Below are 15,072 nucleotides of genomic sequence, written 5' to 3'. Positions count from 1 at the left end.
GCTACTTCCCGAACTTCTCGTTGATCTGCGCGGTCACGTAGTCGGCGAGGAGTTCGTTCGCGCGTGTCGTCATGTGCTCGGCGGCGCTGAAGATGTATGTCTGGTCGGCGTCCTCACTGGCCCAGGCGTCCTTCTCGCAGACGTTCTGGCCGGGTTCGCGGCAGGCGTCCTCATTGGCGCCGTGGGTGAAGCCGTTGTCCTCCTTGTTCTCCACCAGATCGTCGACGAAGGACCAGGTGTCCAGCACCTGGACACGGGGATCGTCCGGCAGGGAGTTCGTCAACTCGTCGTTGTAGGAGGTCGCGAGCGTATGGACGTAGTCGCGGGATGCGTCGGACTCGAACCAGGGGAGCTTCGCGAGGTCGAAGACGTTGAACACCAGGATGTGCTCCGCGCCGTTGTCCAGCATGCGCTGGACCTGGTCGGCCTCGTCGGATGCGGCGGTGCGCACGCGCGCGTCCTCGGACGCCATGACGTTCTCCGGGGCAGGTGTGTTGTCGCGCAGGGACTGCGCCATCTCCGGGTTGATGGAGGGGTCGTAGTTGTAGGCGACATCGTTGGTGCCGATGTACACCGTGGCGAGCTGGTCCGGGTCGAACTTCTGGTGCTGCTCGAGGAAGCGGTCGACCTGGACCTTCACGGAGATCGGTGTTCCGTCTGCGGCGTCCGAGACCGCGGAGTACGCGGAGTTCGCCTTGGCACCGCCTTCGGCGTAGTTCAGGCCACCGGGGCCGGGCTCTCCGGGCTTGCCGACGTAGACATCATTCGGGTCAGCGACGTGCTCGTTGGATTCCGTCGACTGGCCGAGGCCGTCGGCGATGTGCTGGGCCCAGGTCTGTCCTGGCATGGTGGTGAAGCGGTAGCCGTAGGTGCCGGCGTCGGTGAGGCTGTCGCCGAAGAAGACCCCCTCGGTAATTGCCCCGCCGGCGAGGGGCTCACCGGTAGGGGCGGCTGGCGTGCCCGATGTGTCGGCTGAAGCACCGGCTGACGTGGGTGTGTCGGTCGTGGTGGAATCGTCCGACGAGCTGCACCCGGCGAGGGCCAGGGTGCCGATCGCGATGGTGGCGGTGGCGGCTTTCATCCAGCCTGTGGGCATCCTGCTCATGGGTTCTCCTCGGTGTTGTGGCCGTCAGTGAATACGGACTCAGCTAACAGTAGAGACGTGGATCACAGTCGCGCAAGGTACTTTGTCTGAGGTTCAGTCGCAACCTGGGGAAACCGCCGCAGGGAGAGCTCGGAAGTTCATACGGGATGCGGAAAATGGGCATGCCTGCAGAATCATCTGGCCCTCACGCCGCGCAACCGGGGCGGACGGGAACTCGCATTCCGGCGGGAATTCTCGCTCGCGGTAGTCGGCGACGGCGACAAATGACCAGGTGAACGCGGCGATCAGTGAACGATTGCTTAACATGTTCGACGAGTGGAAGTATTCCGTTCCACACCGATAGTCAAATGTGAGGCAGGGCACAAGTATGACCGCAGCAGTAGAGCGTCGCCGCTCCACCAGCAGCACCACTGCTGCTGCCCTCGCACGCGACCTCGGTGTTTCCCGGGCCACCGTCAGCTACGCACTCAACGGCAAGCCGGGTGTGTCCGACGGTCTGCGCCACCGCATCCTCAAGGAAGCGAAGAAGCGCGGTCTGGAGGTCAACACCGGTACCACCGCCCATGGTGGATCTGTCGGTCTCGTCCTCGGCGACGTGATGAACCCCTTCTACGCCGAGCTCGCCAGGGAGGCGGTCCGTGCCGCCCGCGAACTCGACATGGAGGTGCTCGTCGCCAACAGTGACGGTAACCCCGCCCAGGTCCGCCGATCCGTGAACGCACTCACCGAGGCCGGCGCACGGGGGATCATTCTCACCACGCTCAATCTCGATGACGGCGAACGAATCCGCGAACTCCGGCAGAGTCACGTTCCTGTCGTTCTGCTTTCTCGACGCATCCCCCAGATACAGGACATCCCCTTCGACGGTATCGACGATTTCCAGGCAGGTCGTGACCTCATGGATCACGTCCTCAGCCACGGCTACCGGGACATCGCCATTGCCACCGGAGGATTCCGTTCCTATGCGACAAGCCGTCGCATCGAGGGATTCCTCGCCTCCGCAACCGGAGCGGGGATCATCATTCCGAAGAACCGGATCATGTCCACCGAGCTGAACATCGTCGGCGGCGACATCGCCGCCGAGTACCTCCTCGGACAGAAGACACTTCCGGAGGTCGTGGTGTGTGGCGCCGACGCCATCGCGACAGGCCTCATAAACCGGCTCGTCCACGCCGGAATCCGCGTTCCCGCGGACATGGCTGTCGTCGGTTTCGACGGCGCCCGCGGTCTGCGCAACGCCTACATCGACCTGACGACCATCGTCCAGCCCACCCACGTCATGGCGTCCAGCGCCATCCGCAAACTCGTCGAACTCGCCTCCGGGCGACGGCCCGACGATATCCAGACCTTTCACCCGCACGAACTGCACATCGGCAGTACCTGCGGTTCCCATCCGTCCACCGATTCCGACAATCAGTAGGAGAACATCCCCATGACAGCCTTATCCACTGACCAGCAGTACTCGCCCCTCGCAGGACGCAACGCCGTCGTCACCGGGGCCTCCCGCGGCATCGGCGCGGGCATCGCACGCAAGCTCGCCGACCGGGGCGCCCGCGTCATCGTCACTGACGTCAACCTCGAGGCCGCCACGGCCACAGCCGAGGCCTGCGGAAACGGTTCCTTCGCCGTCGAGCTTAATGTCGCGGACGCGGATGCCGTCCGTACCACTGTCGCCGACCTCATCGGGAAGCTCGAGCACATCGACATCCTCGTCAACAACGCCGGCATCAACCGGGACGCCATGCTCCACAAGATGACCGACGACCAGTGGGAGGCCGTGCTCGCTGTCGACCTCTCCGGAGAGTTCTACATGTGCCGTGAGATCGGCACCCACATGCGCACCACCGGCTACGGACGCATCGTCAACGTCGCCTCGGCGTCCTGGATGGGAAACGTCGGCCAGACGAACTACGCCGCGGCGAAGGGCGGCGTCGTCTCCCTGACCCGCTCCATCGCCAAGGAACTGGCGCGCAAGAACATCACCGCCAACGCCATCTGCCCGGGATTCATCGACACGGAGATGACCCGCGGCATGCCACAGGACCTCTTTGACGCCCAGCTTGACAAGATCCCGCTGGGACGCGCCGGCCAGCCGGAGGATGTCGCCAACCTCGTGGCCTTCCTCGCCTCGGATGATGCCTCCTACCTCACCGGCGAAGTCATCAATATCGGCGGAGGGTACAAACTCTGATGAAGATCATCACCCCTGATCAGGTACCTGCTCTCGTCCCCGACGGCGCGACGGTGGTCAGCGACGGCATGACCATGATGGGTGTCGCCGACGAACTGTTCGCGGTGCTGGAGACCAGTTTCCTGGGCACGAACTCGCCCCGGGACCTCACCTGGGTTCACGCCGCCGGACAGTCCAACCGCGTGGCTGGGCTGGCCCGCATCGCCCATGACGGCATGGTCCGCCGCGTCGTCGGTTCACACTGGGGGCTCAACCCACCCGTCGGCGAGCTCCTCGGACAGGACCGTGCCGAAGGCGTGTGTCTCCCGCAGGGGCAGCTGTCCACCCTCTTCCGGTCCATCGCCGCCGGACGCCCCGGCCAGCTCTCCACGGTCGGCCTGGCAACCTATGTCGACCCCCGCCTCGGCGCCGGACTGATCAACGACTCCGCCCGCAGCAACGTCGCCGAGGGGGAGTACGTCCAGATCGTCGAGGTCAACGGTGAGGAGTACATCTTCTACCGCGCCTTCGACCTCGATGTCGCCCTCATCCGCGGTTCCGCGATCGACACCGACGGAAACCTCAGCCACCGCGAGGAGGTCTCCGGCCTCGACGCCCTGGCCATCGCCCAGGCCGTCCACAACTGCGGAGGCGTGGTGATCGCCCAGGTCCGCGAGATCGTGGAACCGGGGGACATCGACGCCCGCGACGTGACCGTTCCTGCACCGCTGGTCGACTACACCGTGGTCTGCACCGACCCGCAGACGTACCACCGGCAGTCCGACAGCTACCCCGAGGTCGACCGTGGTCTCGTCTCCGGACACATGGACGCCGACCGTCTCCGTCATGCCTTCGAGGTCCAGGAGACTCCTGAGCACCGCCTGAACGTCGGACGTCGTGGAGTCGGACTCGTCAAGTACGGCGACGTGATCAACGTCGGCACCGGCATCCCCGCCGACACCGTCGGGAAGGCACTCGCCGAAGCCGACCTTCTCCCGGAGGTCCATCTCACCGTCGAGTCCGGCACCTACGGTGGACTCCCGCTGGGTGTCGTCGACTTCGGCTGTTCGGTGCACCCGTCCGCCATCGTCGGGCATCCCCAGCAGATGGACTTCTACAACGGCGGGGGAGTGGACATCACCTTCATGGGCGCCGGCCAGATCGACCCCCACGGCGACATCAACGTCTCCTTCCTCGGCGGCAACGCCATCGGCTGCGGCGGATTCATGGACATCGTTGACGGGGCCCGCACCGTTTGCTTCCTCGTCTCCGTCTCCGGCCGCCACTCCAAGTACACCGACCACGTCGACCAGATCAGCTTCTCCGGTGCCCAGGCACTGCGCAAGGGGCAGAAGGTCTACATCGCGACCGAGTACTACCTCCTCGCGTTCACCGAAGACGGTTGGGCGCTGCAGGACTGCGACGACAGCGACGACGCACGCGCGGCAATCGAACGAATCCCTTTCACCATCACAGGAGCGAACAATGACTGACTCCACCAACCCCAACGCGCCGGTCTTCCTCGCCGGGGCCCGTACCGCCGTCGGTTCCTTCGGCGGCAGCCTCGCCAGCGTCCCGAACCATGAACTCGGCGCCCACGCTACCCGCACTGCCCTGCAACGGGCCGGGGTCCCCGCAGAGAACATCGACGAGTTCATCTACGGCTGTGTCGGCCAGGTCGGCGGCGACGCCTTCCTTGCCCGTCGTATTTCGCTGGCCTCCGGGGCCAGGGACAGCTCCACCGCAATGACCGTCAACCGCCTCTGCGGATCCGGTCTCCAGGCGGTGCAGAGCGCCGCCCAGGAACTCGCTACCGGTCAGTCGCGCTACGTCGTCGCCGGCGGCGCGGAGAACATGTCCGCCCAGCCCTTCCTCGACTACGGCGCACGTGACGGCTGGCGGCTCGCGAACCGGACCGTCATCGACGGGACGCTGTCCCTGGTCACCGACCCCTTCGGCAACTACCCGATGGGCACCACCGCCGAGGCCGTCGCCCGCGAGTTCCACGTCTCCCGGGAGGAGCAGGACGCCTTCGCCGCCGAATCCCAGCGTCGCGCCGCAGACGCACAGGAGGCGGGCCTCTTCGCCGACGAGATCGAGCCGCTGGAGGTGAAGAAGCGCCGGGAGACCGTCACGGTCGACACGGATGAGCACCCCCGTCCTGGGACGACCGTCGAGAAGCTCGCGAAGCTCCGTCCGGCCTTCGACCCGGAGGGGTCAGTCACCGCCGGTAATGCCTCCGGTATCAACGACGCTGGCGCCGCGCTCGTCATGACCACCCGGGCGACCGCGGACGCGGACGGCGTCCGCCCGCTCGGAGAACTCGTCGGTTTCGCCAAGGCCGGCGTCCGCACCGAGATCATGGGCTACGCCCCGCGCTACGCCGTGGAAAAGGTCCTCGGCCAGACCGGACTGTCACTCGCGGACATCGACTGGATCGAGCTCAACGAGGCCTTCGCCTCGCAGGCCGTCGCGGTGTCCCGTGATCTCGGGCTTGACCCGCAGAAGGTCAACCCGCTCGGCGGAGCCATCGCCCTCGGTCACCCCATCGGGGCGACCGGAGCCATCCTCACTCTCCGCACACTGCTCAACCTGCACCGCACCGGCAAGGAATTCGGCCTCGTCACCATGTGCATCGGTGGCGGGCAGGCCGTCGCCGCCGTTGTCCGGGCCGTCTGACCCGGGTAACCCGAATTCACTGCGCCACCCACAACAGAGAGTGACACCATGAGTACCACCAACTCGAACGAGGTTTTCGAGGCCGCCCGGGACGCTGATGCGGTTGTCCGGGCCCGGACCGCCGGAACGATCACCAAGATCTTCCGCCGCCTTATGCCGATCCTCGTCATCGCCTACATCATCTCCTTCGTCGACCGAACGAACATCGGCATGGCCAAGGAAGGCCTCGAGACCGATATCGGCATCTCGGCCGCCGCCTACGGACTCGGTGCCGGACTCTTCTTCGTCTTCTACGCTTTCCTCGAGGTCCCCTCGAATCTGATCCTCAACCGGGTCGGAGCTCGGTTCTGGATTGCCCGCATCATGCTGACCTGGGGAATCCTGTCGATGTGCATGGCTTTCGTCTGGAACGAGTGGTCCTTCTACATCGTCCGTATGCTCCTCGGTGCCGCTGAGGCGGGTCTGTACCCCGGCATCATCTTCTATATCTCACTCTGGTTCCCGAAAAAGACCAGGGCGAAGGCCATCGGCATCTTCCTGCTGGGCGTCTCCCTGGCAAACATCATCGGTGCCCCCATCGGCGGACTGCTGCTGGAGATGGATGGATTCGGAGGTCTCCACGGATGGCAGTGGATGTTCCTCATCGAGGGCGTCCCGGCGGTCATCATGTGCTTCTGGGTCTGGTTCAAACTCCCGAACGGACCCAAGGATGCGTCATTCCTCACTGACGGTGAGAAGGAGGACCTGTCCCGCGTGCTCAGCGCGGAGGATAGCGGAGAGCAGAGCAGTCACGGCGATCTCCGTGCCCTCGGCCCCGTACTGAAGGACAGGCAGATCTGGTTGATCGTCGCGATCTACTTCACCCACCAGATCGCCGTCTACTCCCTGTCATACTTCCTCCCGTCGATGATCAAGAGCTACAACGACGACATGTCGTCGCTGACCGTCGGACTGATCACCGCGTTGCCGTGGATCGCCGCAGCAGTCGGCTCGATTCTGCTGCCCCGCCATGCGACCAACATCACCAGGAAGAAGTCCATGGTCTCCGGTGGCCTCATCCTCATCGCCGGCGGACTGGTCATCGCAGCCACCTCCGGATTCATCATCGCGCTGGTCGGTTTCTGCATCTCCGCGTTCATGCTCTTCGTCATCCAGTCGATCCTGTTCACATTCCCGACTGACCGACTCTCGGGTGCTGCCGCTGCCTCCGGTGTCGCCTTCATCAACACCTGTGGCCTGGTCGGTGGCTTCATCGGCCCGACCGTGATGGGAAGTCTTGAGGAATCCACCGGAAACTCGCGGGCAGGACTGTGGTTCATCAGCATCCTCGCCGTCTGTGGCGCAGCTCTGGCGTGGGGCCTGAAGAACGCGAAGCCTACGGAAGTAGTGGCGGAGCCATGAGGATTATCGTGGCACCCGACTCGTTCAAGGAATCCCTGACGTCGGTCGAGGCTGCGGCCGCCATGGCGGCCGGGATCCACGATGTGGACCCGGCCGCCGAGGTCGTGGAAGTCCCGATCGCCGACGGAGGCGAAGGAACCGCCCTAGCTCTCACCCCGGCACTGGGTGGAGAGCTCAGGACCGCCACGGTGACCGGGCCGACCGGCACGCCGGTGGACGCCGTCTGGGGCTTCGTCCCCGCCACATCCACCGCGGTGGTGGAACTCGCGGAAGCCGCTGGCATCCACCTCGTGCCCGTGGACCGTCGTGACATCTGGAGAGCAGGGACCAGCGGGGTCGGGGAACTGATGGCACATGCCCTCGACGCGGGGGCGACAACGGTCATCGTCGGACTCGGCGGCTCCGTCACCAATGACGGTGGCCTCGGGCTGCTCCAGGCACTCGGCGTCTACGTCACCGACCGCGATGGCACTACGGTTACCCCGGACGCTGCCGGGATGGCGCAGGCAGACAGCCTCGACATCACAGGGATGGACCCCAGGTGGGAAGATACGCAGGTCATCATCGCCGGTGATGTCACCAACCCCCTGTGCGGTGTTGACGGAGCGTCAGCGGTCTTCGGGCTGCAGAAAGGTGCCACGCCGCAGGACCTCGGCCCGCTCGATGAGGCACTCCGACGATGGGTTCAGGTGCTGGCCGGCGGCTGTGGCGGGGACGCAGGCACAATCAGGGACGTGCCTGGGGCAGGAGCCGCCGGCGGTGTCGGCGCGGCCCTCCTCGCGGTCCTGGACGCACGGATGGAATCCGGTGCTGAACTTCTGCTGGATCTCGTGGACTTCCGGGAACTGTGCCGCGGAGCCGATCTGGTGCTCACCGGAGAGGGGAGCGTGGACGTCCAGACCGGTCACGGCAAAGCCCCGGCGGTGGTCGCCGGATCCGCGGCGCAGCAGGGTGTCCCGACCGTCGCCTTCGGCGGCAGGGTGTCTGATTCTGCGGAAGACCTGGTCCCCGTGTTGTTCCATTCAGTGGTGCAGGTCAGTGAACCCACCGCGCCCCTGGAGGAATCCCTGGCGCGTGGCGCGGAAAACCTACGGAAGCATGTTGCGGAATATCTGAGGAAAGCGACGGAAGAATAATGACAATGACTGACATACTCTCCGGCCAATTTGACCCGGAAACCAGGACATTCGGACGGGTTCCGCTCACTGCGTGGGGTGCCCTGTCCCGGACCGCCGCAAGATATCCGGACAAGGCGGCCGTGTGCGAGGATTCGGGCGACAGCCTCACATTCGGCGAGTTGCTCAGCCAGGCTGAGACCGCCTCCGCCAATCTGTGGGCGATCGGTGCCCGTCCGGGGACGAGGGTCGGAATCCTCCTCGACAACTCGGCGGCGTTCCTCACCGCTCTACTTGCAGTGAACCGGATAGGCGCGGTCTCCGTGATGCTGCCCGGAAAATTCTCTGACGCCCAGCTGACCGAGATGATCGGAATCGCCCGGGTCGACATCCTCGTCGTCGACGATCCCCGTGCCGCCGGTACCGGTGATTTTCTTGTTCCGACCACCATGGCACTGTCGGATTTCCTGTCCCCGTCGGGGAGACCGATGCCGGGGGCTGTGACGGATCCCTGTGCCCCGGCCGTCCACATGTTCACCTCGGGGACGACCGGGACACCGAAACGGGTCGTGCTCACCAACCGAAACATCATGCATGCCGTGGCCGCGTACGAGCACGTCCTTGACCTGACCGCGGAGGACAGCATGATCTTCGGCGCGGCCCTCTACCACGTCACCGGAGTAGTAGCTGTCGCACTGCAGTGCGTCTACCTGGGAATGACCCTACATCTTCAACGGCGATTCGACCCGGTGGCCTTCGTCCATTGGGCGGAAGATACCGGGGTGACATACATTCACGGGTCCCCGACCATCTTCCAGCTCATGCTGGAGAACTGGCCCCAGGAACGTCCACAGTTGGGGAACGTCCGACTGTTGGCGTGCGGCGCGGCGAACATGCCGCCCGGTCGGATCCAACGGCTGACAGAGCACATGCCCGCGGCGTCCTTCCGGACGGTCTACGGACTGACGGAAACGACGTCGCCGGCCACGGTCTTTCCGGTGGACGCTGCGTCCTCGTCCCTCATCGGATCGTCCGGAACCCCGATTCCCGGTGTCACCGTGCGCATTGTTGCCCCTGACGGGACAGAGCTCGGTTCGGACGAGGTCGGCGAGATCACCGTGTCCGGCACCAATGTCTCACCCGGATACCTGGATGCCGACGACCACTTCACGGCTGCGGAGTGGTTGACCACCGGAGATCTGGGGTATCTCACTGCAGACGGGTACCTCTATGTCGTGGACCGGTTGAAGAATCAGATCAACAGGGGCGGGGAGAAGATCCACCCGAACAGCGTGGAGAATGTCCTGTGCAGTCTTGAGGGGGTGGAGGACGCCTGCGTCGTCGGTGTCCTAGATGACCTGTACGGGGAGGTCCCCGCCGCCCTGGTGGTGGTTGAGGAAGGTACTGACATCGGGGAACTCCCGGAGAAACTCCGGGGGAGGATCGCCAAGTACGCTGTGCCGGTCAGGATCCTCCCGGTCGACGAGATCCCGAGGACAGTCGGGATGAAGACCGACCGGGACGCTGTGCGTGCACTGCTGACTGAGCGGTGACCGGGGACCCAGACAGAACGTGAGCCCCCGACGGCGTTGAGCCGTCGGGGGTTCGTTGTGGTCTGTGATGTATCGGGCGCGGGAAGTGCGCCCGTTACGGGGTGACCGTGAGCTGCTCGGTGACAGGCGCAGAATGGCGGATCTGACGGATGAATAGGGGAACCAATGCGCCGATGAGTGCGAAGGCCGCCATGCAGAGGAAGGTGTAGACGTATCCGGTCGACTCCTCCCACCCGCCGCCAAGGCCGACAAGACGCCCCATGAGCACGGGAGCGATACCGCCACCGATGAACATTGCTGTGGTGATCACGCCGTTGGCAGTGGAGGTTCCACCTTCAGGGGCGGCGTCTGATGCGGTGGCGTAGTAGATGGGCCACACGGCATTGGCGACGAGACCGAACGCCAGCTGCACGATGACGACGAGGAGCGACGTGGTGGCGAAGTAGAGGCAGCCGACACTGACGGCCATCCAGAGACCGCAGATCACGATCGTGACCCCGCGTCCGAAAATGTCCGACAGCGTGGGCCACAGGACCTGGCCGATAATGCCCGTGAGGGTGAACACAACACTGAGCCCGGCGGACTCGGCCAGGGAAAGGCCGACGATGTTGTGGAGGTACAGCGGAAGTACCGTGTTGACCCCCATGTAGACGATCTGGGTGAGCATCGTGGTGATTGCCGTGCCGGTGATCTGCGGGGTGGTCAGGACCTTGCGCAGGACACCCTCCGGACGTTCGGCGTGCTCGGTGATGACCTCGGGGGCGGTCAGTCCCTTCGCCTCGATGTCGGCGTAGAGGGTGTCGATCTTGTCCCGGGTGGAGTACTTCCGCCAGAACAGCATAATCGGTACAGCAAAGACAAGACTGAAGAAGAAGGCGTAGGACCAGCCCTCGTCTCCGAACCAGGTGAGTACGGCTGCGCCAGCGACACCGGAGAGCAGAGAACCAATCGGGTAGCCGGTGTGGTGAGCACCGAGGGCGAAACCGCGGCGCTCCCGGGGCCACCATTCGGCGGTGTTGCTCACACCCACCGGTTCGCCCCAGCCTGCGCCGAGGTTCACACCGACGCGGACCGCGATGAAGGCGACGATATTGTGGCTCACAGTCTTGAATCCGGAGAGGAAGGCCAGTGCGGTGGTTCCGATGACCAGGGGGACCTGGAATGCCGCCCGCTTGTGGCCGCCTCCATGCCGGTCGCTCATGGCGGAGCCGGCAATCGGCATGACGGCGAGAGCGAGCATAATCAGGGACGCGATTACACCCCAGGTGTCGGGGGAGAGGTCGAAGGTCTCGGAGATCGACGGCCCCAGGCGCAGGACGATCTCCCGGTCGTAGGCGTTGAGAATCCAGATCAGCCAGCAGACAGCCAGGGAGACCCAGGAATAGCGGTGGATCTGGCCGAGCGATGTTTTCATCCGGGTGTACATGGTGGCCTCCTAAGCGTTTCCAGCGAAACGATGTTCGGGGACCCCTGTGACACCGAGACCGGTGATTGCGAACAGGGAACCGCGCTGTTGTCCGTCGTCAGGGAATCGGGGAAGTGGGGGCCTCGCCATCGACGTCACATAGAGGGTGTCGAGGTCAGGGCTGCCGAAGTTCATGCTGGTGCACTTGAGGACCGGCATTTCGATGGTGCGGTCGACGGTGCCGTCCGGGGCGTAACGGACGATGACTCCGCTGTAGACCAGTGCCTGCCAGAGGTAGCCCTCGGAGTCCACGGTCGCTCCGTCGGCGGCTCCGCCCCGGGAGGTGTCGACACCGGCGAAGACCCTGCGGTTGGTGGCGTCCCCGGTATCGGGGTCGTAGTCGTAGCTCCAGATGTCGCCGGTCCAGGTGTCACTGAAGTAGAGGATTCTCCCGTCGGGGCTGAAACACGGGCCGTTGGAGCAGATGATGCCTTCATCGAGGACGCGGAGACCGCCGTCGGGAGAGTAGGAGTAGAGCCGCCCGAGCGGGTCTTCCTCGAGGGTGTCCATGGAACCGACGATGAAGCGTCCCTGTCGGTCGGTCTTCCCGTCGTTGAGTCGGGTCCGGTCGTTCTCCTCCGGGTCGGTGATGAGCGTCTTCTCCCCGGTTGCCTGGTCAACCCAGTAGAGGCCGGACTTGAGCGCGGCCAGGAAAGCGGTGCCGTCCTCGCTGAGCGCGATGGATCCGATCGGCTCGCCGACTTCCCAGGCACGAAGCTCCCGTCCGTCGGCGGTGGACCGGAAGATCCGGCCGTCGGCGCTGTCCACCCAGTGGAGGCGTTCAGAGTCGGCGTCCCAGAGCGGGCCCTCTCCCAGCGTGGTCTTGATGTCCAGCAGGACATTGATGTGTGGATCTGACAGTGAAGTCATGCGGTGACTCCTCCTCATGGGTGTGGACAAGTTGGTGGACGACTACCCGTGATGCGGAGCCGTCAGCCCGCACTGCTGTGTCTCGAGTCACAGAACAGGGTGGTCATGAGGAGGGATTGTGCTGAAGATCCGGAGGGATAAGCAATGGTTAAGCAGGGGAAACGTTGTGTTGTCGGCTGAAGGTGCGGACATACATCTCTATTGCCCATGGGTGTTCAACGTGAATTGCACGCCTGTCCCGCACTCCACCTGGTGAATTCGGGAAGGCTGCCAGCGTCCCCGTCAAAGGTCTTGAGCAGCGAGACGAACTCGTCGACTGCGGGGGTGCGCGGCCGGGAGGCGTCCTGCAGGATGCCGACCCGCCGGGTCACCGTGCCCGCCCCCGCCAGGGGTGCCAGTGGTCGGATGGTGACCCCCGCCACCCGGGTCATGGGGATCACGAACCCGGGCACAGCCGAGATTCCGAGCCCTGCCGCGCACAGGCCGGCGACCGCGGAGATCGTCCCGGCGGAGACCGTCTGCGCAGGCACGATGCCCGCGGCGCTGAGCACCCGGTCCGTAATCCGCCGCACGGAACTTGTTCCGGTGAAGGAGATGAAGGACTGCCCCGCGAGATCGGTCCACGCCACCGTCTCCTGCCGGGCAAGCTCATGCTCGGAGGGGAGAATGCAGGCGAAGCCTTCGCTCGCGACGGGGGTGAAGTGAAAGCTGCCCGGGAGAGTGTTGAACAGTTCGGCATCCTCGGCGGTCACCGCGAGATCCACCGTGCCATCCCGGCAGAGGTCGATGATGTCCGCGGCCTTGAGGTCCAGGAGGTCAACGGTGGCGTGGGGGAACGCGTGGTGAAACCGGTGGATGAACGGTGGCAGCAGTGTGGCTGCGAGGGACGGCAAGGTTGCGATTCTCAGTTTTCCGTTGGGGCCGCTGAGATAGCTGACGAAATGGTTGATGGACCGGTCGTAGGTCTCCACGATGTGACGTGCGGTGTGGACGAACTCTGCCCCGAGCTCTGTCAGGGTGACACTCCGGGTGGTCCTGTCGAAGAGTCGCGCGCCAGCGGACTTCTCCACCATCGCGACGACTCTGCTCAAGGAGGACTGGGACTGCCCGAGAACATCGGCTGCTGCAGTGAATCCTCCCTGGTCAGCGATACAGATGACGGTTCGCATGTGTTCCACGGTGATGTCTTTCATGCGCATGGAGCATTAATCTATGCGATATTGTTGTTGGACACAACTAAGTGGCCTGGCTCATACTCGACGATGTCCACGCGGTACGTCACGGGCGCCACATCACGGTGCATCGCGGCTGCCGCAGTATCCATGAGAGGAGAGCCACCGCGATGCTTGCGTTGTTCGGCTTTCTCACAGTAGGGGTGTTTCTCGCACTCACGCTGTTCACGCGGACGTCGGTCCTCGTCGGCCTGGTCCTTGTCCCCATCGTCTTCGCTGTCATCGCCGGCAAGGGCGGAGACCTCGGCGACAATATCGGTGACGGTCTGCTTCAGGTCGCCCCTGTCGCCGTGATGATGACCTTCGCCGTTCTCTACTTCAGTCTGATGATGGAGTCCGGCCTGTTTGATCCGTTGATCAGGGTCATTATCCGCTGGGCCAAGGGCGATCCGGTGAAGATCGCGATGGGTACAGCCGTCGTGACGATGTGTGTCCACCTCGACGGTGACGGGGCCGCGACATTCCTCATCACCCTGTCCGCTTTCCTCCCGATCTACCAGAGGATCGGCATGCGTCCGATCACCCTGACCGCCATCGTCGCCCTCGGCGCGGGTCTGATGAACATGCTCCCGTGGGGCGGTCCCACCCTGCGCGCGATGGCGGCCCTCAATCTGCCCTCCTCAGAAGTTTTCACCCCGATGATCATCCCCATGATCGCGGGCGGGGTGTGGGTGCTCGTCGCAAGCTACATCCTGGGTCGGATGGAACGGCGACGGCTCGGGACACTCAGCGTGGACGGCATCCTGTCATCTGACGATGTGGAGGCGGCGGGGAACGGGACGGTGGCCGAGGGCGGCCTCACCGACCACACCGACCACACCGACACATCCCACGCCTCCCGCGACCAGCACGTCCCCCTCTGGCGCATGGTGTTCAACCTGGTGCTCACGGTCGCGCTGATCGTCGTGCTGCTGACCCACAGCGTCCCGATGGAAGTCTGCTTCATCGTCGCCTTCGTCATCGCCCTGTGCGTGAACCTCCCACAGTGGTCGGATCAGCAGCAGCTGTTCAAGGACCACGGTGCGAACGTTGTCCTTGTCACCTCCATGGTGTTCGCCGCGGGCGTGTTCACCGGCATTCTGGGCAAGACCGGAATGATCCAGGAGATGGCCAAGACTCTCGCGGACGTCATCCCGGACAGCATGGGCAGTTTCCTCCCTGTCATCGTTTCGGTGGTGTCGATGCCGCTGAGCCTCGTCTTCACGCCGGACGCCTTCTACTTCGGTGTCCTCCCTGTCTTCTCCGAGACCGCCTCTGCCATGGGTGTGGATCCTGCCATGGTGGCCCGTGGTGCGATCGCAGGGCAGATGACCACCGGCTTCCCACTGAGCCCGCTGACCGCCTCCACCTTCATCCTCATCGGCATGGCAAAGGTCGAACTGGGCAAGCACCAGAAGTTCACCTTCCTCTGGGCCTGGGGAACCACCATTGTCATGACCGTCGCCGCGCTGGTCACAGGCGCGCTCGCCGTCTAAGGAGTAA

General features: G+C 64.4%; 12 protein-coding genes. 8 read left to right on the top strand and 4 right to left on the bottom strand.

Translation table 11 applies throughout. The features are described from left to right. Window position 1 precedes the first annotated feature (1 nt). Complete coding sequence (locus CVA01_RS08055) at window positions 2–1,105, bottom strand: SGNH/GDSL hydrolase family protein (protein WP_141329918.1); 1,104 nt, start codon at window positions 1,103–1,105, stop codon at window positions 2–4. Window positions 1,106–1,472: 367 nt separating this feature from the next. Between CVA01_RS08055 and CVA01_RS08050 the strand changes: the two genes are divergently transcribed. Genes CVA01_RS08050 through CVA01_RS08020 form a run of 7 tightly spaced genes read left to right on the top strand, consistent with a single transcriptional unit; the run spans window position 1,473 to window position 10,023 of the window. Continuing rightward, complete coding sequence (locus CVA01_RS08050) at window positions 1,473–2,525, top strand: LacI family DNA-binding transcriptional regulator (RefSeq protein ID WP_141329916.1); 1,053 nt, start codon at window positions 1,473–1,475, stop codon at window positions 2,523–2,525. 12 nt (window positions 2,526–2,537) lie between these two features. Beyond that, the gene (gene fabG / locus CVA01_RS08045) at window positions 2,538–3,296 is read left to right on the top strand and encodes a 3-oxoacyl-ACP reductase FabG (protein WP_141329914.1); all 759 of its coding nucleotides are present in this window, start codon (window positions 2,538–2,540) and stop codon (window positions 3,294–3,296) included. Further along, a complete protein-coding gene (locus CVA01_RS08040) occupies window positions 3,296–4,768 on the top strand; it encodes a CoA-transferase (RefSeq protein WP_141329912.1) in 1,473 nt (490 codons plus the stop codon). Before fabG ends, CVA01_RS08040 begins: the two co-directional genes overlap by 1 nt. After that, the gene (locus CVA01_RS08035) at window positions 4,761–5,954 is read left to right on the top strand and encodes a thiolase family protein (RefSeq protein ID WP_141329910.1); all 1,194 of its coding nucleotides are present in this window, start codon (window positions 4,761–4,763) and stop codon (window positions 5,952–5,954) included. Before CVA01_RS08040 ends, CVA01_RS08035 begins: the two co-directional genes overlap by 8 nt. A gap of 48 nt (window positions 5,955–6,002) precedes the next feature. Further along, window positions 6,003–7,355 (top strand): MFS transporter, encoded by a 1,353-nt coding sequence (locus CVA01_RS08030; RefSeq protein WP_141329908.1) that lies wholly within the window; start codon window positions 6,003–6,005, stop codon window positions 7,353–7,355. An 8-nt stretch (window positions 7,356–7,363) separates the two neighbouring features. Next, window positions 7,364–8,491, top strand: coding sequence for a glycerate kinase (locus CVA01_RS08025; RefSeq protein ID WP_244938207.1), 1,128 nt, complete (start codon window positions 7,364–7,366; stop codon window positions 8,489–8,491). 5 nt (window positions 8,492–8,496) lie between these two features. Next, a complete protein-coding gene (locus CVA01_RS08020) occupies window positions 8,497–10,023 on the top strand; it encodes a class I adenylate-forming enzyme family protein (protein ID WP_170209730.1) in 1,527 nt (508 codons plus the stop codon). 94 nt (window positions 10,024–10,117) lie between these two features. On the opposite strand, the gene CVA01_RS08015 is transcribed toward CVA01_RS08020, so the two are convergent. The 3 genes from CVA01_RS08015 to CVA01_RS08005 form a co-directional block, all read right to left on the bottom strand. Then, window positions 10,118–11,437: an MFS transporter gene (locus CVA01_RS08015; RefSeq protein WP_244938206.1), complete on the bottom strand. Its 1,320-nt coding sequence runs from the start codon at window positions 11,435–11,437 to the stop codon at window positions 10,118–10,120. 21 nt (window positions 11,438–11,458) lie between these two features. Continuing rightward, entirely contained in the window at window positions 11,459–12,358 is a 900-nt protein-coding gene (locus CVA01_RS08010; protein ID WP_141329900.1) for an SMP-30/gluconolactonase/LRE family protein, read from the bottom strand. A gap of 215 nt (window positions 12,359–12,573) precedes the next feature. After that, window positions 12,574–13,557 carry a LysR family transcriptional regulator gene (locus CVA01_RS08005; protein WP_141329898.1) on the bottom strand — a complete coding sequence of 328 codons (984 nt, stop codon included), beginning with the start codon at window positions 13,555–13,557 and terminating at the stop codon, window positions 12,574–12,576. Between the two features lie 143 nt (window positions 13,558–13,700). On the opposite strand from CVA01_RS08005, the gene CVA01_RS08000 reads away from it, so the two are divergent. Continuing rightward, entirely contained in the window at window positions 13,701–15,065 is a 1,365-nt protein-coding gene (locus tag CVA01_RS08000; protein ID WP_141329897.1) for a CitMHS family transporter, read from the top strand. Window positions 15,066–15,072 lie beyond the last annotated feature (7 nt).

The sequence above is a fragment of the Corynebacterium variabile genome (genome assembly GCF_006539825.1).
GTDB lineage: Bacteria > Actinomycetota > Actinomycetes > Mycobacteriales > Mycobacteriaceae > Corynebacterium > Corynebacterium variabile.
The sequence above is the reverse complement of the archived record's forward strand: the minus strand, read 5'-3'. Positions and strand labels throughout refer to the sequence as shown.

What these genes read in the sequence shown, in the direction of transcription:
- CVA01_RS08015 (WP_244938206.1), bottom strand. Translation starts at nt 11,437, where the DNA reads ATGAAAACATCGCTCGGCCAGATCCACCGCTATTCCTGGGTCTCCCTG.
- CVA01_RS08035 (WP_141329910.1), top strand. Translation starts at nt 4,761, where the DNA reads ATGACTGACTCCACCAACCCCAACGCGCCGGTCTTCCTCGCCGGGGCC.
- CVA01_RS08050 (WP_141329916.1), top strand. Translation starts at nt 1,473, where the DNA reads ATGACCGCAGCAGTAGAGCGTCGCCGCTCCACCAGCAGCACCACTGCT.
- CVA01_RS08000 (WP_141329897.1), top strand. Translation starts at nt 13,701, where the DNA reads ATGCTTGCGTTGTTCGGCTTTCTCACAGTAGGGGTGTTTCTCGCACTC.
- CVA01_RS08040 (WP_141329912.1), top strand. Translation starts at nt 3,296, where the DNA reads ATGAAGATCATCACCCCTGATCAGGTACCTGCTCTCGTCCCCGACGGC.
- CVA01_RS08010 (WP_141329900.1), bottom strand. Translation starts at nt 12,358, where the DNA reads ATGACTTCACTGTCAGATCCACACATCAATGTCCTGCTGGACATCAAG.
- CVA01_RS08005 (WP_141329898.1), bottom strand. Translation starts at nt 13,557, where the DNA reads ATGCGCATGAAAGACATCACCGTGGAACACATGCGAACCGTCATCTGT.
- CVA01_RS08055 (WP_141329918.1), bottom strand. Translation starts at nt 1,105, where the DNA reads ATGAGCAGGATGCCCACAGGCTGGATGAAAGCCGCCACCGCCACCATC.
- CVA01_RS08020 (WP_170209730.1), top strand. Translation starts at nt 8,497, where the DNA reads ATGACTGACATACTCTCCGGCCAATTTGACCCGGAAACCAGGACATTC.
- CVA01_RS08030 (WP_141329908.1), top strand. Translation starts at nt 6,003, where the DNA reads ATGAGTACCACCAACTCGAACGAGGTTTTCGAGGCCGCCCGGGACGCT.
- fabG (WP_141329914.1), top strand. Translation starts at nt 2,538, where the DNA reads ATGACAGCCTTATCCACTGACCAGCAGTACTCGCCCCTCGCAGGACGC.